The sequence below is a fragment of the Psychrobacter sp. Pi2-1 genome (assembly GCF_904846645.1).
Classification (GTDB): domain Bacteria; phylum Pseudomonadota; class Gammaproteobacteria; order Pseudomonadales; family Moraxellaceae; genus Psychrobacter.
This window is the reverse complement of record NZ_CAJHBO010000002.1, coordinates 81,640-100,092: the sequence shown is the minus strand read 5'-3', so window position 1 is coordinate 100,092 and position 18,453 is coordinate 81,640. Positions and strand designations below refer to the sequence as shown.

General features: G+C 43.1%; 19 protein-coding genes. 6 read left to right on the top strand and 13 right to left on the bottom strand.

The window, feature by feature from the left end:
* Positions 1 to 183 precede the first annotated feature (183 nt).
* Positions 184 to 2,205 carry an ATP-binding cassette domain-containing protein gene (locus JMX91_RS02465; RefSeq protein WP_201547519.1) on the top strand — a complete coding sequence of 674 codons (2,022 nt, stop codon included), beginning with the start codon at positions 184 to 186 and terminating at the stop codon, positions 2,203 to 2,205.
* Between the two features lie 72 nt (positions 2,206 to 2,277).
* Here JMX91_RS02465 and JMX91_RS02460 read toward each other — a convergent pair whose 3' ends face one another.
* Positions 2,278 to 2,640 carry a septal ring lytic transglycosylase RlpA family protein gene (locus tag JMX91_RS02460; RefSeq protein ID WP_057757673.1) on the bottom strand — a complete coding sequence of 121 codons (363 nt, stop codon included), beginning with the start codon at positions 2,638 to 2,640 and terminating at the stop codon, positions 2,278 to 2,280.
* A 682-nt stretch (positions 2,641 to 3,322) separates the two neighbouring features.
* Here JMX91_RS02460 and JMX91_RS02455 point away from each other — a divergent pair.
* Together JMX91_RS02455 and JMX91_RS02450 are read left to right on the top strand one after the other, a co-directional pair.
* Entirely contained in the window at positions 3,323 to 4,348 is a 1,026-nt protein-coding gene (locus JMX91_RS02455; RefSeq protein ID WP_201547518.1) for a DnaJ C-terminal domain-containing protein, read from the top strand.
* 100 nt (positions 4,349 to 4,448) lie between these two features.
* Complete coding sequence (locus JMX91_RS02450; RefSeq protein ID WP_134292240.1) at positions 4,449 to 4,772, top strand: chaperone modulator CbpM; 324 nt, start codon at positions 4,449 to 4,451, stop codon at positions 4,770 to 4,772.
* 81 nt (positions 4,773 to 4,853) lie between these two features.
* Here the strand turns inward: JMX91_RS02450 and sstT are convergent, their stop codons facing one another.
* The 5 genes from sstT to JMX91_RS13365 form a co-directional block, all read right to left on the bottom strand.
* Complete coding sequence (gene sstT, locus JMX91_RS02445; protein WP_057757687.1) at positions 4,854 to 6,056, bottom strand: serine/threonine transporter SstT; 1,203 nt, start codon at positions 6,054 to 6,056, stop codon at positions 4,854 to 4,856.
* 295 nt (positions 6,057 to 6,351) lie between these two features.
* Positions 6,352 to 6,831, bottom strand: a complete 480-nt coding sequence (locus tag JMX91_RS02440) for a DNA polymerase III subunit chi (protein ID WP_201547517.1) — start codon at positions 6,829 to 6,831, stop codon at positions 6,352 to 6,354.
* Positions 6,832 to 6,838: 7 nt separating this feature from the next.
* Entirely contained in the window at positions 6,839 to 8,494 is a 1,656-nt protein-coding gene (locus tag JMX91_RS02435; protein WP_201547516.1) for a leucyl aminopeptidase, read from the bottom strand.
* 225 nt (positions 8,495 to 8,719) lie between these two features.
* Entirely contained in the window at positions 8,720 to 9,337 is a 618-nt protein-coding gene (locus JMX91_RS02430) for a cysteine hydrolase family protein (protein WP_227679236.1), read from the bottom strand.
* 319 nt (positions 9,338 to 9,656) lie between these two features.
* Positions 9,657 to 9,788 (bottom strand): hypothetical protein, encoded by a 132-nt coding sequence (locus tag JMX91_RS13365; RefSeq protein WP_265089149.1) that lies wholly within the window; start codon positions 9,786 to 9,788, stop codon positions 9,657 to 9,659.
* 42 nt (positions 9,789 to 9,830) lie between these two features.
* On the opposite strand from JMX91_RS13365, the gene JMX91_RS02425 reads away from it, so the two are divergent.
* Both JMX91_RS02425 and lptG read left to right on the top strand, forming a co-directional pair.
* On the top strand, positions 9,831 to 11,147 hold the full coding sequence (locus JMX91_RS02425; RefSeq protein ID WP_201547515.1) for an LPS export ABC transporter permease LptF: 1,317 nt from the start codon (positions 9,831 to 9,833) through the stop codon (positions 11,145 to 11,147).
* Positions 11,147 to 12,355: an LPS export ABC transporter permease LptG gene (lptG, locus tag JMX91_RS02420; protein WP_201547514.1), complete on the top strand. Its 1,209-nt coding sequence runs from the start codon at positions 11,147 to 11,149 to the stop codon at positions 12,353 to 12,355. Before JMX91_RS02425 ends, lptG begins: the two co-directional genes overlap by 1 nt.
* A gap of 120 nt (positions 12,356 to 12,475) precedes the next feature.
* On the opposite strand, the gene JMX91_RS02415 is transcribed toward lptG, so the two are convergent.
* A complete protein-coding gene (locus tag JMX91_RS02415; protein ID WP_201547513.1) occupies positions 12,476 to 13,096 on the bottom strand; it encodes a class I SAM-dependent methyltransferase in 621 nt (206 codons plus the stop codon).
* 764 nt (positions 13,097 to 13,860) lie between these two features.
* On the opposite strand from JMX91_RS02415, the gene JMX91_RS02410 reads away from it, so the two are divergent.
* Positions 13,861 to 14,358 carry a hypothetical protein gene (locus JMX91_RS02410; protein WP_201547512.1) on the top strand — a complete coding sequence of 166 codons (498 nt, stop codon included), beginning with the start codon at positions 13,861 to 13,863 and terminating at the stop codon, positions 14,356 to 14,358.
* 464 nt (positions 14,359 to 14,822) lie between these two features.
* Here the strand turns inward: JMX91_RS02410 and JMX91_RS02405 are convergent, their stop codons facing one another.
* The 6 genes from JMX91_RS02405 to JMX91_RS02380 form a co-directional block, all read right to left on the bottom strand.
* Positions 14,823 to 15,161: a DUF3817 domain-containing protein gene (locus tag JMX91_RS02405; RefSeq protein ID WP_227679235.1), complete on the bottom strand. Its 339-nt coding sequence runs from the start codon at positions 15,159 to 15,161 to the stop codon at positions 14,823 to 14,825.
* A gap of 67 nt (positions 15,162 to 15,228) precedes the next feature.
* Entirely contained in the window at positions 15,229 to 16,167 is a 939-nt protein-coding gene (gene xerD, locus JMX91_RS02400) for a site-specific tyrosine recombinase XerD (protein WP_201547511.1), read from the bottom strand.
* A gap of 66 nt (positions 16,168 to 16,233) precedes the next feature.
* The gene (gene tusA / locus JMX91_RS02395) at positions 16,234 to 16,560 is read right to left on the bottom strand and encodes a sulfurtransferase TusA (protein WP_134292250.1); all 327 of its coding nucleotides are present in this window, start codon (positions 16,558 to 16,560) and stop codon (positions 16,234 to 16,236) included.
* A 92-nt stretch (positions 16,561 to 16,652) separates the two neighbouring features.
* Positions 16,653 to 17,147, bottom strand: coding sequence for a hypothetical protein (locus JMX91_RS02390; protein WP_134292251.1), 495 nt, complete (start codon positions 17,145 to 17,147; stop codon positions 16,653 to 16,655).
* A gap of 86 nt (positions 17,148 to 17,233) precedes the next feature.
* Complete coding sequence (gene ruvX, locus JMX91_RS02385) at positions 17,234 to 17,809, bottom strand: Holliday junction resolvase RuvX (protein ID WP_201547510.1); 576 nt, start codon at positions 17,807 to 17,809, stop codon at positions 17,234 to 17,236.
* A gap of 50 nt (positions 17,810 to 17,859) precedes the next feature.
* Positions 17,860 to 18,423 carry a YqgE/AlgH family protein gene (locus JMX91_RS02380; protein ID WP_101204671.1) on the bottom strand — a complete coding sequence of 188 codons (564 nt, stop codon included), beginning with the start codon at positions 18,421 to 18,423 and terminating at the stop codon, positions 17,860 to 17,862.
* Between the last annotated feature and the right edge of the window lie 30 nt (positions 18,424 to 18,453).

Genomic DNA, 18,453 nt, shown 5'->3' with positions numbered 1-18,453 from the left:
TATGAGCTCAAGAGTCGCTTGTGCAACGTAAGGTACTTAGCATAATAAATACTTAGTTTTGAAATAGTTATTTAATTGTTTGCCTATGGAGCAAGCGTTTGAAATAATAGCCGCCAGTTGGCATACCCTATGTGTGTTTCTTATTGCCCTATATCTATATTATTGTTGAGATGAAGAAATTATATGATCGAATTTAAAGACGTTGGTGTTCGCCGTGATGGTCGTGAATTGTTTGCAGGTGCAAGCTTTCAGCTCCATCCAGGTCACAAAGTTGGACTGACGGGCAACAACGGCACAGGCAAATCTACCTTATTTGCGCTACTACTGACGCAGATGGGTACAGGCGATACAGAGGTCACCCTTGATAAAGGTGAAGTCAGTATTCCTGATAGCTGGCATGTGGCGCACATGGCACAGGAAGTTGGTGCTACGACGCAGTCTGCAATCGATTATGTATTGAGCGGTGATGAGCAGTGGTATGAAATTAATGCGGCGCTAAATGATTTGAGCAGTGTTAGTGATGAGCAAATTGGTGTGCTACACCAGCAGTTCGATGAAATCGACGGATATCGTACGCCGACCAAAGCAGCACAAATTATGGCAGGTCTTGGTTTTAAGACGAGCCAGCATGAACTGCCAGTAGAAGGGTTTTCTGGTGGTTGGCGTATGCGCTTAAACCTCGCCAAAACCTTGATGAGCCGTGCTGATCTGATGTTACTCGATGAGCCAACCAACCATTTGGACTTGGACGCTATTCTGTGGCTTGAAACATGGATCAATGCCTATATGGGCCTGGTCATTGTGATTTCGCATGACCAAGCGTTTTTGGACGCGACAGTTGGTCATATCCTGCATGTAGAGCAACAAAAAATCACCCTTTATACTGGTAACTATCAGCAGTTTATTCGTACCCGTCACGAGCGTATGGCGCAGCAGCAGCAAGCGTTTGAAAAGCAAGAAGCGACCAAGGCTCACTTGGATGACTTTATTCGTCGTTTCCGTGCTAAAGCCAGTAAAGCCAAGCAAGCACAGAGCCGTATTAAGCAGTTAGAGCGTATGGCAGAGCTATCACCAATGATGGCTGACAACCCTTTCTCGTTTCAGTTTTATGAGCCAGCAAACATGAGCTCACCGCTGATTGAGCTGACCAACGCAGATATTGGCTATAGTGAGACACCGCTTCTACATAATGCCAATGTACAGGTGACCCCTGACACCCGTCTTGGCTTATTGGGTATGAACGGCGCTGGTAAATCAACGCTGATTAAAGCATTAGTCGGTGAGCTTGGCGTACTAACAGGGAAATATCGTGTTTCAGATACCCTAAAGCTAGGCTATTTCAATCAGCATCAAATGGATATCCTAGATGCCAAAGCAACGCCTATAGAGATGTTACGTCGCCTAGCGGGCAAAACCTCTGATGCGATGCTACGTTCATTCTTGGGTAGCTTTGACTTCCGCGGTGAGCGCATTGATACCCCAAGCGAGCTATTCTCAGGGGGTGAGCGCGCGCGTTTGACCTTGGCGTTGATTGTTTGGCAGCGTCCAAACGTCCTTGTACTCGATGAGCCTACCAACCATTTAGACTTACAAATGCGTCAAGCATTGACTATCGCCTTACAAGGTTTTAAAGGTGCAGTGGTACTGGTATCGCATGATCGAGAACTAATTGCCAATGTCTGTGATGAGCTGTATCTGGTACATGATGGCATCATCGAAGAGTTCGATGGTGACATTGGTGACTATGGTAAATGGCTAGCAGAGAAGCGCAAGCAAGAAAACGCATCAGATAAAAATACTGGTAAGAAAAAAAGCAAAAAGGAGAGTAAGAAATTCGTTTCACGTGAAACAGATAATAGTCAAGCAAGTAACAAGTCATCTGATGACTCGTTAAAGAGTAAAGCTGCAACACCTGCACTTAGTAAAGAAGAGCAGCGTAAGCTAGCCGCTGAACAACGTAAAATGACAGCACCTATCCGCCGTGAGATAGAGGAAACAGAAAAGACACTGGCTAAAATTGATAAGCAGCTTGTAACGCTTGAAGAAAAACTGGCTGATACAGAGCTGTACGAAGAGAGCCGTAAGTCTGACTTACTTGTCTTGCTCAATGAGCAAACGGCGCTACAGCAGCAGTATAGTGATAATGAAGAGAAGTTACTACTATCAATGACGACTTTAGAAGAGATGGAAGCTAAGTTCGCATAAAGCGTTCTAGATAGTTAGTTATATAAGCAGACATAAAAAAGGGATGGCATAAGCCATCCCTTTTTTATTACATTATTCCTTACGATATTTGCCATCACCGTACGACAGTATTTCCATCGTGGTCGTACAAAGCTGACAGTTTATTTCACCAGCAGCGGCTTTTGATAAATCAAGGATACGACCTCTAATAAAAGGTCCTCTGTCCGTAATTTTTACAACGACGCTCTGCTTTGTCTTTTGATTGGTTACTTGTACCTTCGTGCCGAACGGTAACGTGCGATGTGCAGCGGTTAAAGAGTTCATGTTGAAGATACTGCCACTCGCTGTGCGCTTACCATGAAACTTACTACCGTAGTAACTGGTATTGGCTGCAAAAACTGTGGTGCTAAGTAATAGCGATAAAGTGACAACCAAAGACTTGATTAAATAAGACATTTAATACCTTTAAGCAATTAATAAAATAGACAGATGCTCTTGCCTACGTTATCTATACTCCCTATGAGTATGAATAATAGGGGATTCTACAAGAGCTAGCTTGTCATATTATTACTGCCGTGTAAAAAACTCATGAGGTCAAATACCTGTTTTTTAAGGAAAAATAGCTATTTTTTAGAAGAAATAACGATGTCGTAGGTACTAAAATTAGACTTATAAAGAGTGATTCTCATCAAGAAGCCGACAAAATATTGAAAAGCCAATAACGCAATATAAATAGGTAATATATAAAGACCAAATCTATCGATATAGCATAATTATCGTTATGAAAGCTCAAATAGAGATAGATAATATAATGTAAAAAACCTTGCTATATTCTTACTATTTTGTAAAAAAGAAGGTTTGGCATTCTTGTAGTGTCAATAGAGAGTTAATGATTCTAAATTTTAAAAAAGTCTAGTTTAAGGCAAAGGTGTTTGTTTGCCTGTACTAGAGAGTATTGTAGATATCGCTTGGCATCACTACTGGTAATATTTATATAACGGTGTTTGTTGTAATTATTGTTATGATGATAAGTAGGCTACAAAAATTGCTATAGCAAAATCTAGTAGCTATCTATACCGTATCGTTTGAAATTGGCAGACTGATACCACTAATATGTTTTTATTTTGGGGAAAATAACATGGCAGAGAAAAACTACTATGACATTTTAGGGGTCAAAAAAGACGCCTCAGACGCTGATATCAAAAAAAAATACCGTAAGCTTGTTCGTCAATACCATCCCGATGTCAGTGATCATCCAGACGCTGATAATAAAATTGCAGAAATAAACAACGCTTACGAAACGATTAGAGACAAAGAAAAGCGCGCCGAATATGACGCTATGCTCAATAATCCATTTGCTGGTCAAAGTAGATCAAGTGGGTTTGGTGGTAGTGGGCAAACTGATGCGGGTCAAGGTGGTTTTCGCTGGGAAGATATCAAAGACCAGTTTGGTGACGGTGAGGCCTTTGGTGATGGTGGTTTTCGCTTCGATGATATCTTCTCAGCGTTTGGTCGCGGGGCACGTGGGTCGGCTAGTGGACAGGCAGGTGGTCGTTCTCAAAGTCAAGGATTTGACCAATTTGGCGGTGGGTTTGGTGCACAAGATAGCAAAGGTCAAGATCAACATGCCGAGATTACCGTTGATTTATCTTCAGTCTATAGTGGCGACGACTACAGCATTAAGCTAAACGTCCCTGTTCGTCAGCCCAATGGCAATGTCGACTACGACAATAAAACCCTTAAGATCAAAATTCCTAAAGGTATCACTGATGGTAAGCAAATTCGTTTAGCAGGGCAAGGTGCTGCTGGTAGCAGTAATGGCAAAAATGGTGATTTGTTTTTGAAGGTTAAAATTCGTCATGATGCCAATATTCGCATAGAAGGCACAGACGTTTATCAAACTGTAAATATTGCACCGTGGGAAGCGGCATTGGGTGAAAAAATCAATGTCAGTACGCCAGCGGGTACGCTTGGTGTGACTATTCCTAAGAATAGCAAGTCCGGTAGCAATTTACGTCTTAAAGGCAAGGGTATCCCTGCCAAGCAAGCAGGTGACCTGTATCTAACTTTAAATATCGTCAATCCTGATGTCAGTAACGATGCGTCGATACAGGCTTATGAGCAGCTAAAACAAGCCTTTGCGGATATCAATATTAGTCGTTAAACAAGGTTATAAATAACTGTCATTTATTACTGAAGTAATAGACGAATAGCAGAGATGAATACGATACCGATGAAATAAAGAGAAAACGAGGATAATAGCTATGAACCACTCGACTGAATTTACAGACATCATCATGAGCTTAGATGAACTGGTCTCTGCCTGTGGCCAAGAGCGCCAATGGGTCATCGAATTAATCGAAGAAAATATCATTGAGTATGATGTACCAGAGCGTGAGCAATTCACTGGTTATCAGCTGACGACAGTGCGCCGTGCATCACGACTGAGTCGTGACTTTGAAGCCAGCGTACCAGCAATTGGTTTGATACTTGAGCTGTTAGATGAGGTTGAGCAACTGCGCCAACTTAAACGTCAAATAGAACAGCAAACACCAGTCATCGAAGTCGACATAGATAACCTAAAGTAATCAAACAATCAAAATACCGCATAAAAAAAGGGCCCTTTAAAGGCCCTTTTTTTATGTCTATATAAAACACTTTAGCAGAAATTAACGCGAATACGTAGGATCCGCTGCTGCTGTAAATAATACATCAGTTGAAGAGTTCAAGGCAGTCTCAGCTGAATCCTGAATCACACCGATGATAAAGCCAATCGCAACCACTTGCATCGCGATATCATTTGGAATGCTAAATAAGCTAGCAGCGAGTGGAATCAATAGCAACGAACCACCAGCAACACCAGAAGCACCGCAAGCACTAATCGTAGCAACCAGACTGAGTAGCAGCGCTGATGCAAACGTCACTTCAATACCCAACGTATGAGCAGCAGCAAGCGTTAAGACATTAATCGTAATCGCAGCACCCGCCATGTTAATGGTGGCACCTAGTGGAATGGTCACCGAATAAGTGTCTTCATGCAGTCCAAGCTTACGGGCAAGGTTCATGTTGACTGGAATATTGGCCGCTGAACTGCGTGTAAAGAAGGCAGTAATTCCTGATTCGCGCAGACATCTGAACACGAGTGGATAAGGATTTTTACCCGTTTTAATAAGGACGATAAGTGGATTGGCAACCAACGCAATGAATAACATGCAGCTGATCAATACCATCAAGATACGTGCGTAGCCTGCCAAAGAAGCAAAGCCTGTCTCAGCAACCGTGCTAGCAACTAGGCCTAAGATACCAAATGGCGCTAAAGCAATAATCCATTTGACCACTTGTGAGATGGCATCAGCAAAATCACCGACAACATTGCGAGCAGTATCACTGGCTTGGCGCAATGCAAAACCAATGATAATTGCCCATGCTAAGATACCAATATAGTTGGCTTCAGCGATTGCATTGATCGGGTTGGCGACCAAGTTCATGAGCAAGTTCGTCAAGACCTCTTTAAGGTCAGCAGGTGGTACTTGTGCGATATCGGCGTTGATCAAGACCAGCTCAGTCGGGAATAAAAAGCTGGCACCGACTGCCGTTAGCGCTGCCAAAAAAGTGCCGAACATGTACATGATAAGCACCGGCTTTACGTAGACTTCATTGCCACTGCGATGTTGACTAATGGCTGCCATAACCAGAATAAATACTAGGATGGGAGCGACTGCTTTTAGTGCGCCGACAAAGAGTGTACCAAGCAACCCTATGGCGGTGCCGATACTTGGCGCTAGCCAACCAATCAATACCCCTAATACCAAGCCAATAATAATAAGCGGCACCAGCCCTATACGCTGATACATCGCAATCAATGAACGCATCTGTACACCCTCAAGTCCGTTAAAAGTAAGTGAATTGTCACAACAGAAAATTTATCGAAGGATGGTAGCATTTTTTGGCATATTCGCATACCGTTCATAGCAGTAGCTGTTGCGTGCAAACAGAGGGATAGTAAAGTTATACAACTAGTATAAAAAGAATGCAGCACTTATAGGCAAGGGCTAGCTACTCAGAATACTTCATTTATAGGAGAGTAAAAGCAGCGATATAGGCAGTGATATATAAGGTAGGAAGGGTATTTCGTTGTAAAAGATAAGGGGAAAATAAACAGTAGAGCTACACCTTAAAGTGGGTCAGATCATAACCTAATTGCTGGTAGGCTTTATATTTATTGCGACCTTCTTGTGTACTTGTAGCATCAGGTCGGATCAGCTCAAGGACTCGAGAGGGTTTTGAATTATTGGTAGCAGCCATAAAATCGTTGACCGGACGTGTCGTTGTATTGAGCACGATACCATTAAAATCTGCTGGCATATGATTGCCTAGCAGTACAGGCGCTGATACTTCAGAAGTAGCAATGTTGCTATCAACATCAGTACTTTTATGGTCAGTATCAGAAAGACACTGATGCGGTATAAAACTCGTGGAATCTTGTGCCCAAAGTGCCGTATCTAGAGTTGATAGTAATGTTTCATCTTCAATTAAAATCAGCAAAGACTGAGCGCTTTTGTTAAGCGCCGTCTGAGTCAGCTGACAAATAAAGCCCAAGAAATCTTGGGCCTTACTCTCACTTAATACATAAAAACTAATTTTCATAAATGAATTAAGCCATCTCTACACTGTTTTTTAGATATTGCATAAACAATGGCACAGGACGGCCAGTGGCTGCTTTGTCTTTGCCTGAATTCCATGCAGTACCAGCGATGTCTAAATGCGCCCATGCTTGTCCTTCTTCAATGAAGCGCGATAAGAAGCAGGCGGCAGTTACGGCACCAGCACCTTTACCACCGATGTTTTGCATATCAGCGATTGGTGAATCAAGCTGAGCTTGATATTCATCATCTAAAGGCATATGCCAAATTAGGTCGCCTGATAGGTTGCTGGCATTTTCTAAATCAAACAGGACATCTTCATCATTACTAAATACAGCTGAACGAACATGGCCTAGCGCAACCACACAAGCGCCAGTCAAAGTGGCAACATCGATGATGGCTTTTGGCTGATAACGCTGCACGTAGCACAAAGTATCTGCTAGTACCAAGCGACCTTCAGCATCAGTGTTCAAGATTTCAACTGATTTACCATTCATCGCTTTAACGATATCGCCTGGACGCGTGGCATCACCTGATGGCATGTTTTCAGCACAGGCTAGCGCACCAACGACGTTGATTGGTAGACGTGCTTCACATAATGCTTTGATTGTACCAAGTACTGACGCCGAACCACCCATGTCAAACTTCATCTCATCCATCGCCGCACCTGGCTTGATTGAGATACCGCCTGAATCAAAGGTTACGCCTTTACCGACTAATACGATAGGTGCGTCGTCATTGGTCGCTTGTGCATTGTCATTGCTATTTTTGCTCGCATTTTTAGCTGACTTTTTGGTTGGTAGTTTATCGGCTAATGCCTTTAGACCACTTACTTTTGCGTTGCTAGTGGTGTGCTCGGTAGTGCCTGCATTTGAACTAAATTCTGATTTACCACGGTACTCCATGAGCACCAGTTTACCTTCTTTGGTAGAGCCTTGTGCAACGGCCAAGAAGCAATGCATACCTAGCGCTGACATCTCGTCTTCACCTAGTACCTTCACGGTCAATAGGTCAGGATAAGTTTTTGCAAGCTCTTGAGCTTGTTCAGCCATGTAAGCTGGGAAGCAGATATTGCCAGGTTCATTGGCCACATCACGAGTGAGGCTCTGACCAGCAAATACTGACTGAGCAAATGCTAGCGCAGGCTGTAGTGACTCATCAGCTAACAGATAAACATCAGTCAATACAGGGCTCGCTTGCTCAGACTTATACTTGTCAAAGCGGTAGCTTGCTGCTAGTAGATTAAGGGCAAATTGACCAAAGTGATTTTCTTCCAGTGCATCACTCAAGGCGACAGTGATAGAAGACACACGCTTTTGTGTGCTGCTATAGATAGTATTGGCGATTTTTTGCAGTACTGTATTGTTGAATTTATCAGTGTTACCTACACCGACCAACAGCAGTTGAACAGGGTTTTGCTTAGTGGTCTTTTTATCACCTGCCAGCGCATAGTCAGCAACAGTCTCACAGGTAGTGCCCTTGAAATGTGATACTTCAATCAACTGCTCAATACGAGTGGTATATTCGGTCAGTACAGATTCAGCAAGAATGTTTTTCTTGTCATCGACCAATACAACCAGACAAGCATCGTCTTTACTTTTGGCTTCTTTTTTCAAGATTTTCTGTGTATGGGTCTTTGGTAAATGCTGAGATAATTTGATATTCATATAGTTATCCTTATTAGAGTTATGAAAATTGCAGGATTTGGATGACTGCTTATACCTGTCAGATTATTAGATTATTTGGTCTATCGAGCAATCACAGTAGTGTAGCATATTGCGATAATCGAGCGCAGTTAGCAAGCCTTAGGTAATACGTTTGAATTATTATGCTGTGCTAACTTACGCTATGGTCTAGCGGTTACATTATCATTTTTCGATGATGCCAACATATTAGCCATTGACCAATTCATCGGTCGTTACCATCGCGGCAAATCTGTCTTGTAGTGCTGCCATGGCAGTATCATGCATGATTTCAGCGCTTATCGGCTTTCTTGTAGCGCTAGGTAGGTCGCGAGTGGCACAGGCATCATGGCAGACAAGGCTATCAAAACCTAAATCAAATGCGGCGCGGACGCTTGAGCTGACACACATATGGCTCATAAAACCCGCAAAAATAATCTGCTTCTTTTCTGCTGCTGAAATCAGTGATTGTAATTGCGTATCATAAAAGGCATTCGGATGCTTTTTGGCAATTACTGTTTCGCCATCTTGCGGCTGCAACTGTTCGACGATCTCAACATTGGCTGACAAAGGGTCAAAGACATTGCCATTCTCGGCACCGTGATGGGTAATGTGAAAGATAGGTAGATCTTGCTGACGCGCTTTATCGAGTAGTAGGCGCGCATTGGCGATAGCTTTTGCCCCAGCGTCCCCTAATGGCATAGCGCCATCGACATATTCGTTTTGATAGTCGATAAGAACGAGCGCACAATTTGACCAATCAAGCGCATCGAATGTGCCGCCAGCGAGTTCAAGTAGGGTAGAGGGTGTAGAGATCGTGTTATTCATTAGTATTATTCTCCGTTTGACGATATAAGTATATTTTTCTATTAGTCAGTCTAGCAATTAATAACAGAGATAAATGTTCGATGATACGAATGACAAACAAACCTTTCTAAAATAAATAAAGCAAAAACTTAGCGCTATAAATACTATCAATTCGACGTAATTTGAGGTTTTAGCAATTATTTATCCAATATTTGCTATATTTGTTACTTACTATCAATAATGCGCTCTCAGCAAGATGTAGGTAATGTTTTCAAACACATTTCACAGCCATTTTTATGCAAAACATGCTAGCATTAGCGGTTATATCTGTTGCTGGTGTTTATTGAGTATGACTAACCAGTCGCTTAGTAACGTTTACCGTTATTTGAGTATTTAGATGACCCATATCATGCTGATGATATGTCGCCGTACGACCTAGATATTTAATAAGCTCATCATCAATCGCGCGCATACCAACTGTTTAAGAGTACCCATTGTGATATTACGCCGCTACATGACACAACAAGTTGCCTCGACCACTGCCTTAGTGTTGGGGTTTTTGGTAGTGATGATGCTTGGTGGTCGTTTGATACGCTATTTTGGCATCGCTGCTGAAGGTCGTTTGGACGTCAGCCTACTGTTTACGATCATTGGGTATAACCTACCGTACTTTTTAGAGCTCATTTTACCGCTAGCATTCTTTATCGCTTTGATGCTGGTATTTGGCCGCTTATATGTCGATCAAGAAATGGCAGTGATCAATGCTAGTGGCGTATCTCGAGGTAAGCTTGCTCGATTGATGACACCATTAATATTGGCATTGTTCGTTGGTGAAGCGGCGCTATCTGTCGTTGGTAAACCTTGGGGTGTCCGCTCGTCTGAGGCGGTCTGGCAGCAGCAAGCATTAACCAGTGCGTTTGATTTGATTCGTCCGAACGAGTTTATCAGTAGCGGTAATTACCATTTATACGTAGGTAGTCTCAGCGATGATAAGAAAAAGTTGCAAGATGTGATCTTGATCCAATCTGAACCTGCGAAAAAAGGTAGTGCTGCTGAAAGTGTCGATGCTAATGCCAATGCCACTGATATGAATAATACGATTGACAGCGAGACGGCCGAACAGATTGGCATCTCAGACATACCAAAAAATATTATAAATAGCGGTGCAAAGGACATTAGCAAAGACACTATCACGCTGGCTAAGCGTGCTGAGCAAGTGGATACCGGCAATAGCGGCGTGACCCAGTTGGATTTGTTCCAAGGACGTCGTTACGAAGTCGGCGCAGGCAGTCTGAAATATAATCAAGTCGCTTTTGATCGTTATCGCATCACCTTGACTGAGTCTTCACAGGAAGTTATCACCGAAGACAATATCGAAACGCAAAAGATTGGAACATTGTGGCAGGCCGCCACGAGTAGCTCACCATCAGGTACGAATAGTGCAATGCGTGCTGCACAAGGTGAGCTTGGCTATCGTTTGGCGCTACCATGGCTGATGATTATCGCGCCTATGTTGGCCGTGCCACTGGCGCAAGTCCGTCCGCGTCAAGGACGTTGGTTGCGATTGTTTCCTTCTATCTTATTATTTGTCAGCTGTGCATTAGGTATCATCTCGCTCAAAAACGCGGTGAGCAAAGACAGCATCAGCGTATGGGCGTATGCATGGCTTATCTTAGGATTTATGGCATTGGCGCTTTATATGAATTGGGGCAGCCGCGTGCAACATCGACTACGCTTTCGCAAACAAGAAAATAGGCTAGCCGCTGCCACAACTAGTTCAGTTAGCGACATAGATAATCAGAACAACAGCTCACAAGGAGGGCAGTCTTAATGCGCTCTTTATTTGCTAAATCAGCCGAGTCTGATCAATTGGCTAAGAAACCTGCCAATCTAAAAGTCCTTAGCCGCTATGTCAAACTCAATGCTCTATTGGCTATTATCGCTGCCGTCATTGGCTTATGGGCATTACAGCTGATTTTCTCTTACTTATCAGAGCTTGATTCGTTAGATGATAACTACACTATGGGCGAGGCGCTCAAATATATCTTTTATCGCTCGCCTTATTTTTTAGAGCAATTTATCCCAACGGGTGCGCTATTGGGTGCTGTCATAGGGTTGGGATTGCTGGCCAATAAAAGCGAGCTGGTCGTCATGCGCGCGGCTGGGGTCAGTATCTATCGTATCGTCGGCTGGGTATTGCAGCCCGCTTTAATATTTGTACTACTGGCATTGGCTATTAATCAATTCGTCCTACCGTCTTCTAACCAGTTAGCAAAACAAATTAATGATGAAGATAGCACTTCACTGGTCACATCAGTACGCGGCTACTGGACGATACAGCCACGTTTCGAAACCGCAGAAGATGGCAGTGCCACACCTGATGGTAGCGATATTTTATATATTGATTATGCTGATGTCGCGGGTAATATTGGCGAAGTGAAACGCTGGCATTTGGACAACAACGGTAATTTGCAAACTGCTGTCCATGCGGAAGGTGGAAAGTATACTGGCCGTGAACCAATCGATGTAAATAGTGAAAAACCAAGCGAGCAGTATCGTTACGAGTGGCAGCTAAATGATATGGTTAAGCTCTCTATCAACCAGGGATTTGAGAGTAGCCAAGCTATTTCACCATCAGATACGTTAAGCTTACCCTTTGCCCCAGAGTCTGTGTATCTGCTAACGCGTAAGGCAGAGGATTTGTCATTGACGCAACTGTATGAGCACCGTACGTTTATGCGTCAACAGGGTAATCGCTCTTTAGATCATGAAGTGGCATTTTGGCAAAAGCTACTATCGCCATTGTCGATATTGTCGCTGGTGATTGTCGCTTGCTCGTTTGTCTTTGGCTCGCTACGGACGCACAGCTTAGGCTTGCGTATCGTCGTGGCATTGCTGTTTGGTCTACTATTTAGCTATATTCAAGACCTAGTTGGTTTTGTATCGCTAGCGACAGGCTTTTCACCGATGCTTATGGTGCTATTGCCGATTATCGGCAGCGCGCTATTGGGCGGATATTTGATAAAACGCCAGATGTAAAAAGACAATTGGTCATACAAAATAAAAAGCACGCTAAAATTAATTTAGCGTGCTTTTTTATGTCGATTTCAATTTAAGCTTCAGTTTAAATAGCCGAAACTTAATCAGGAAAAGCTAAAACTAGTCTTTGGTCGCCATAGTAATTGTGTAGGTTTTACCTTGTTTAATCTTTTCACTATTGCCAAACACTTCAGTAAATGAGCGTTTCACAAATTGACGTAAGCCATTAATCGTCACGACATAAAAACGTCCACCCTTGCGCATGCGCGCATAAGCATCGAGGAAATACAGATAATGCTGCTCTTTACCTACTTTGGCGGGCAAGTTTGACATCACAAGGCTAAAGTCTTTATCGGCTGCCACATGGTTAAAGCCATTTGATAAATGCACATCGACGTTGTTTAGACCGTTTTTCTCACAGTTACGGCGCGCATACTCTACCGCCATAAAGTCTTTATCAATGAGCGTATGCTGACCATTTGGACATTCACGTGCTGCTGTCATACCCAGCACACCATAGCCACAGCCCAAATCGATCGAATCATCATCGTCTTGGAAATCTACATAATCAAGCAGCATCAGGCTACCATCATCGAGCTTTTGCGGTGAAAAAATACCCCACGTGGTCGCAAAATCAAACGGCTTGCCTAGCACGTCTTGGCGAAAATGAATGTCTTCGCGCCAGTGTTCGGCGTTTTTGAGGAGGTCGGCAGGTGGCTTATGATTTAGTGGGTGGCTCATAGGATTCTCGGATAATAGATAGGTAAAAGGGGGGGGGCGTTGTCCAGTCAGACAGTGCGCATCGTATGATGGGTATTGTAACGAGAAAAATGCAGGTTTGCAGCTATCTATTGTATTGTGGGACGTCGTTATTGCAAAAATTGTGATAGGAGCTGATCCTGCCGTCCGCTATTATCTGCCATATCTGCTAGGGCACGGCTATAGACAGGTCAGGTTGCTGCTACCGCGACATCCTGACCTACCAAGCCTTCGCAATCTAGCAGTTATGACAGGATAACTGCTCCAGTCAGGGCTAAACTGCACCGTAAGGCGACTATTGTATTATTGCGAGATTTAAATGGGGAAGACAGCTGTTAAAGAATGATAAACAGCATTTCTAAGACGTCGATATGTTAATTTTAAATTTTTGAGCAAGTTACATTCGTTAAAATATAGTTAACTGAATACCAAATATATATGACAAGATAGATTCTTTCTATGTAACATGTTGAAAAATATAGTATATTATTTATTTTTCTTAGTTTTCAGCTCTTGGCCTTTCTTAAAAATCGCGTTACTCATTGCTTTATACTTCAAAATCTCAATTAACCACCTTGACTTGCATTAAAGTATGCAATAGAATCTAAGTTATAGAGACAAGAAAAAGCCCCTGAGCGAGCTATCCGACTAAAGAGAGCGTTCAGGAGCAGTTTTTCAGATAGAGTAATGGATTATTAAACAGCTCAGGCTGTACCATTTTTTTACGAATACTACATGAGGTAGTAATGGATAGTTTACCCAAAGTACTAGATTTTGTCAACGAACAAGCAACTTATCAAGTTGCACGTAGCGGTCATTTTGAACAGCAAGGTGATCAAGTAAGAGCTGATGCCTACCGTAATAGGTCCAAGGACTTTCTATCTTTAAAACAGTTTATCGAAAATAACTATAGAGAAAAACCCTCCTCAAACTCTATCTATATCACTCCTAATGACCTTATTGGTTTACCTCCTGAACTAATTGCAGAGCTTAATATCTCCGAATCAGATAAACAGGATTTCCTATTAATGGAAGTTGTTGAAGATCTGGGTGGTATTGCAAGTATCGATAAAATAATGATTCGAGTTTACCATAAAACTGGTGAAATACTTGAGCGTCAAAAGCTCGGTGCAAAGTTATATAGAATGATTAGTAAAAATTTAATATATTCTCTTCCTAGTAAGAAAGGCGTTTATTCTTTACAACCAGTGAGCGAAGAGGAGGAACAAAATATGGAGGATTAAAAAAGCTCAGCAACGACAATTGCTGAGCTTAGAAATTAAAAACCAAAAAAAATGAGTAGTCTCAGAGGTTGATGACTATCATTATTTTAAGGTATTTTGTACTTTTGCAGGGTACACACATACTTTATATTAAATGTTAGGCATTGTCTATGCCTCTGTGGCTACTTGTAAATTGATATCTCATTAATTATAAGAAGTCAGGAGGCCTATATGGCTAAAGAATGTTTCTACCCTAAAGCCGTTCATGTACGTTGGTACTGGCGGTATAGATTCAAACGCTGGGAACGCGTTTGTGAACATTGTCGTAGTTATCCAAATCAGCAGTTGTCTTTCGATTTTTAACTGCTAGAGTTTAATCTTATAAAATGGCAATGGCTTCAGAGCTGTTGCCATTTTTTTATCTTCGAAGATAACTCTTTATATTACATTCCTAAGCGTTGCCAGCATACAAAATATTTTGAGTATTAATCTCTCAAACGCTTCTTCAATAAGTGATCAAACACAAACGGTCCAAAGGGTAGAAACGAGCCAAGCACACCAGCGGGTAGCGCCCATAGGGGCAGTTTTATTCTACCCGCTGTAATGATCAGCACCATAATATAAGCAACGAATAACACCCCATGGACTGGCCCGATATAACTCACCGCTTCAGGCATGCCCAACATGTATTTAAGCGGCATGGCGATACCCAGTAACAGCAAAAAAGACGTGCCTTCCAAATAACCCATAATAGTGAGGTTTCTGAGAGCAGCATTTTGTTGTTTGGTTAGGGTAGATAAGGTAGATGGCTGAGCTTGCGACACTATGTATTCCTCTGACGATCATGAACCAATGTTGAATGACAATTCTGCTCACCACGCTACCCAAAAGTTACCCACGCGGATGATGCGTAGCATGTAACTGCTGCAATCTTGCGGTCGCCACATGGGTATAGATTTGCGTGGTGGATAAATCACTATGCCCAAGCAATAACTGCACGCTACGCAGGTCGGCACCATGATTAAGTAGATGCGTGGCAAATGCGTGACGTAGCGTATGCGGTGATAATTCTTTATCGATACTAGCAATTTGAGCGTATTTCTTAAGTAGATACCAAAAATTCTGCCGCGTCATATAACCACCTTGCGCAGTCAAAAACACCGCTTGGCAATTGCCAGATTTTAGATGGGCAATTAGATCGCCGCGGCCATGCGATAGATAATCTTCCAATGCATCCGCTGCATATTCGCCGAGGGGCACCAATCGCGTTTTATTGCCTTTCCCTGTGATTTGTAGCCAGCCTGAGTTTAGATTCACTTGCTCTAATGAGAGGTTAATCAACTCACTCACCCGCAGACCGCAAGCGTATAAAACTTCTAGCATGGCTTTATCACGGAGACCGAGCGCGGTGCCGGTATCAGGTGCAGCAAGTAGATTATCGACGTCAGCCTCGGCTAAGTCTTTTGGCAGCGGACGTCCGAGTTTTGGACTTTTAATACGCTCACAAGGATTATCTTCACGCAAATTGCTGGCGATCATCCATAGATAAAACTGACGCAAGCTTGAGAGCATGCGTGCTTGGGTACGTGGAGTTTTGCCATCTTTAGCAAGGAGCGACAGACAATGCAGCACATCATCAGGCTGCCATCGTGTCAGGGCGCTAGAATTGGTCAGCTCACAAGAGCGTAGATCGCGGACGTACGCATTACGAGTACGCGTCGCTAGACCGCGCGCCAGCATGGCTTGACGAAACTCAGTCATGTAAGCTGGCTCATCATCGACCGCCAATGCTTTAGGCTGTCGTTGTTGCACGGCGCGATCACGGCTCATAGGACGATACTCAGGTAGGGGTTAAGTGAGCAATAACAGACAGTTATTAAAATAATGCCAAACCTATCATGCCATTTTTTTCTTAACCAGATAGCGATATAGCGTTACGCTTGCAGGCGTATCATCATCGCTATCGATGGTGATTTCATCAGGGTCAGCATCTAAGCTCACGTTTTCAGCCAGTGTTTCTTGACCTACTAGTTCATGACCCAGGTGACGACAGAAATTCGGAATGTCGCGCGTGGTAGCCGGATCCGTCGCCAATATTTCAATCACTTCACCGCCATCTGCTTTGCGAATGACGCGATGTAGCATCATGACCGGCTCAGGACAAATCAGCCCTTGAGTATCTAAGTGATGGTGGATAGGCGTGTCTGGTATCGAAGTGGTCATAGTCATTATCATAAAGCTAAATAAGTGGGTTGGAGGACGAGTAGGGTAAGTAGTTTGCTTAAGTGCTTATCATGGCGTACTTTGTAGGTCTTCTATGCTTCAGTACTTTCAGCCTCTTCGTCGACTTCAGGTACATCAGCTACTTCTAAAAAGTTAAAAAATCGCTTAAAACTTACTTTAAATAAAAATGCCACGCCTAGCCAACAAGATAGCCCTAACCATGCAGTATCGGCAAAAATTAATCCGCCAACCAATATAATGGTTGATACGCCAATACTCATGGCAATCATCGACGGTTGATTCAAGCGATAACGATAAACGACTAACGCATCATAAATAGTAATGGGTATCGTGAGGGCTACTAGGGCATATGGCAAATTATAAAATAATTGATAAAGCAGTTGGTTATCATGGAAGGCTTTGATACTAGCAATCGTGCCAAAGACCACAAATGCGAAAATAGCCGCGTAAATGAGATAAATCGCTATTTGGTTGGCACGCTGTGCGCCTTTAATACGGGCAATAGCAAGAGGAGCAAAACCATGTTGCGACTTATGTTGCGAAGGTTGGTCTGAGACAGTGGTCATAGTAATCAGTCATTTATCCGTTGAGAGGTATGATGTATCGAAGTGACATTATAGCCGCACACGTGTCTTTTACCTATTTGGCTGCTTTATTCTGCTTTGATTGCATCGATAGCGATACTGCTATTAGGATCAGCAAAATAGGTCGACATTAGAATACAAGCGGAGATATCATCGATTGGGTCGCGTTCGTTTTTGATCCAACCATTGTCCCATGCGATTTCTCTTGCTTCGATTGAAGTCAGCCGCTCATCACACAGTGATACGGTCACTGGCAAATGTTGCTCCATCACTCTATGGGCCAGACGACGAGCGAATTTGTGTGCTCGTTTTGAAAGTATAGAGCTAGTGCCATCCATATTAAGCGGTAGGCCAACCACGACTTGCGCCACGCCCCAGACTTTAATGATACCAATTAGATTGTCCCAATCTGGCTGACCATTATTCATCGCCAATATGTCAAAGGCACGCGCTGTCTGCGTGATGGTATTACCGAGCGCCATGCCCATCTTTTTGACGCCGTAATCTAGCGCCAAGATAAGATGCGGCTTTACTTCTAGATCGATAGTTTCAGAAGCGCTATTGCTACCGTTATCGAGAGTATCAATATCAATGTCACTATCTATAGCGTCTGTGCTATTGGCCGTAAAAGTACTATCTGCCATAGTAATGGGTGTCCTTTATGTCTTTATCTAAATTCGTAGAGCGTATGATATTACGCATGACCTATGTCACTACTAAGATAGTCGAAATTGACTCCGATTTTGTCGGCTGCGATTTGCCAGCGTTCTTCAAACGGGGTATCAAATAATAAATTCAGATCAGCAGGGCAGACTAACCAGTCACCATTACTCAGCTCTTGGTCTAGCTGTTTTTTGCCCCAGCTGGCATGACCTAGACACAGCTGATAGTGACCAACACCTTGCCCTGCGGCAATACGCTTTAGAATATCTTGGCTAGTCGTGATGCAAACGTTCTCTGAAATAGCAAAAGAAGAGGCCCATTCTGGCTGACCAGTATGCAGCACAAAGCCGACCTCAGGATACATAGGGCCGCCTTCTAATGCCACATCTTCCATCACCTGCGGATTGGTTACTTCAATATCTAAATCTTCTAGCAGCTTACCTACGCGAGATTGCTCAAGCGGACGATTGACCATCAGACCTAGCGCACCGTGCTTGTCATGACGGCAAATATATATAAGTGCCTGCTCAAACCTTGGGTCTGACAGCTCTGGTGCTGCAATCAAAAAATGATGGGTCAAATTGGTTTTAGACATAGAAACAAACGCAACCTAATAATAAGGGTG

Excerpts from the sequence above, each read along its gene's own strand:
- JMX91_RS13365 (WP_265089149.1), bottom strand. The coding sequence starts at position 9,788 with ATGCGCGCGATTGATGATGAGCTTATTAAATATCTAGGTCGTACGGCG.
- JMX91_RS02455 (WP_201547518.1), top strand. The coding sequence starts at position 3,323 with ATGGCAGAGAAAAACTACTATGACATTTTAGGGGTCAAAAAAGACGCC.
- JMX91_RS02410 (WP_201547512.1), top strand. The coding sequence starts at position 13,861 with ATGGATAGTTTACCCAAAGTACTAGATTTTGTCAACGAACAAGCAACT.
- JMX91_RS02390 (WP_134292251.1), bottom strand. The coding sequence starts at position 17,147 with ATGACCACTGTCTCAGACCAACCTTCGCAACATAAGTCGCAACATGGT.
- sstT (WP_057757687.1), bottom strand. The coding sequence starts at position 6,056 with ATGCGTTCATTGATTGCGATGTATCAGCGTATAGGGCTGGTGCCGCTT.
- JMX91_RS02435 (WP_201547516.1), bottom strand. The coding sequence starts at position 8,494 with ATGAATATCAAATTATCTCAGCATTTACCAAAGACCCATACACAGAAA.
- JMX91_RS02380 (WP_101204671.1), bottom strand. The coding sequence starts at position 18,423 with ATGTCTAAAACCAATTTGACCCATCATTTTTTGATTGCAGCACCAGAG.
- JMX91_RS02440 (WP_201547517.1), bottom strand. The coding sequence starts at position 6,831 with ATGAAAATTAGTTTTTATGTATTAAGTGAGAGTAAGGCCCAAGATTTC.
- tusA (WP_134292250.1), bottom strand. The coding sequence starts at position 16,560 with ATGACCACTTCGATACCAGACACGCCTATCCACCATCACTTAGATACT.
- xerD (WP_201547511.1), bottom strand. The coding sequence starts at position 16,167 with ATGAGCCGTGATCGCGCCGTGCAACAACGACAGCCTAAAGCATTGGCG.
- JMX91_RS02415 (WP_201547513.1), bottom strand. The coding sequence starts at position 13,096 with ATGAGCCACCCACTAAATCATAAGCCACCTGCCGACCTCCTCAAAAAC.
- JMX91_RS02460 (WP_057757673.1), bottom strand. The coding sequence starts at position 2,640 with ATGTCTTATTTAATCAAGTCTTTGGTTGTCACTTTATCGCTATTACTT.
- lptG (WP_201547514.1), top strand. The coding sequence starts at position 11,147 with ATGCGCTCTTTATTTGCTAAATCAGCCGAGTCTGATCAATTGGCTAAG.
- JMX91_RS02425 (WP_201547515.1), top strand. The coding sequence starts at position 9,831 with ATGACACAACAAGTTGCCTCGACCACTGCCTTAGTGTTGGGGTTTTTG.
- JMX91_RS02450 (WP_134292240.1), top strand. The coding sequence starts at position 4,449 with ATGAACCACTCGACTGAATTTACAGACATCATCATGAGCTTAGATGAA.
- JMX91_RS02465 (WP_201547519.1), top strand. The coding sequence starts at position 184 with ATGATCGAATTTAAAGACGTTGGTGTTCGCCGTGATGGTCGTGAATTG.
- JMX91_RS02430 (WP_227679236.1), bottom strand. The coding sequence starts at position 9,337 with ATGAATAACACGATCTCTACACCCTCTACCCTACTTGAACTCGCTGGC.
- ruvX (WP_201547510.1), bottom strand. The coding sequence starts at position 17,809 with ATGGCAGATAGTACTTTTACGGCCAATAGCACAGACGCTATAGATAGT.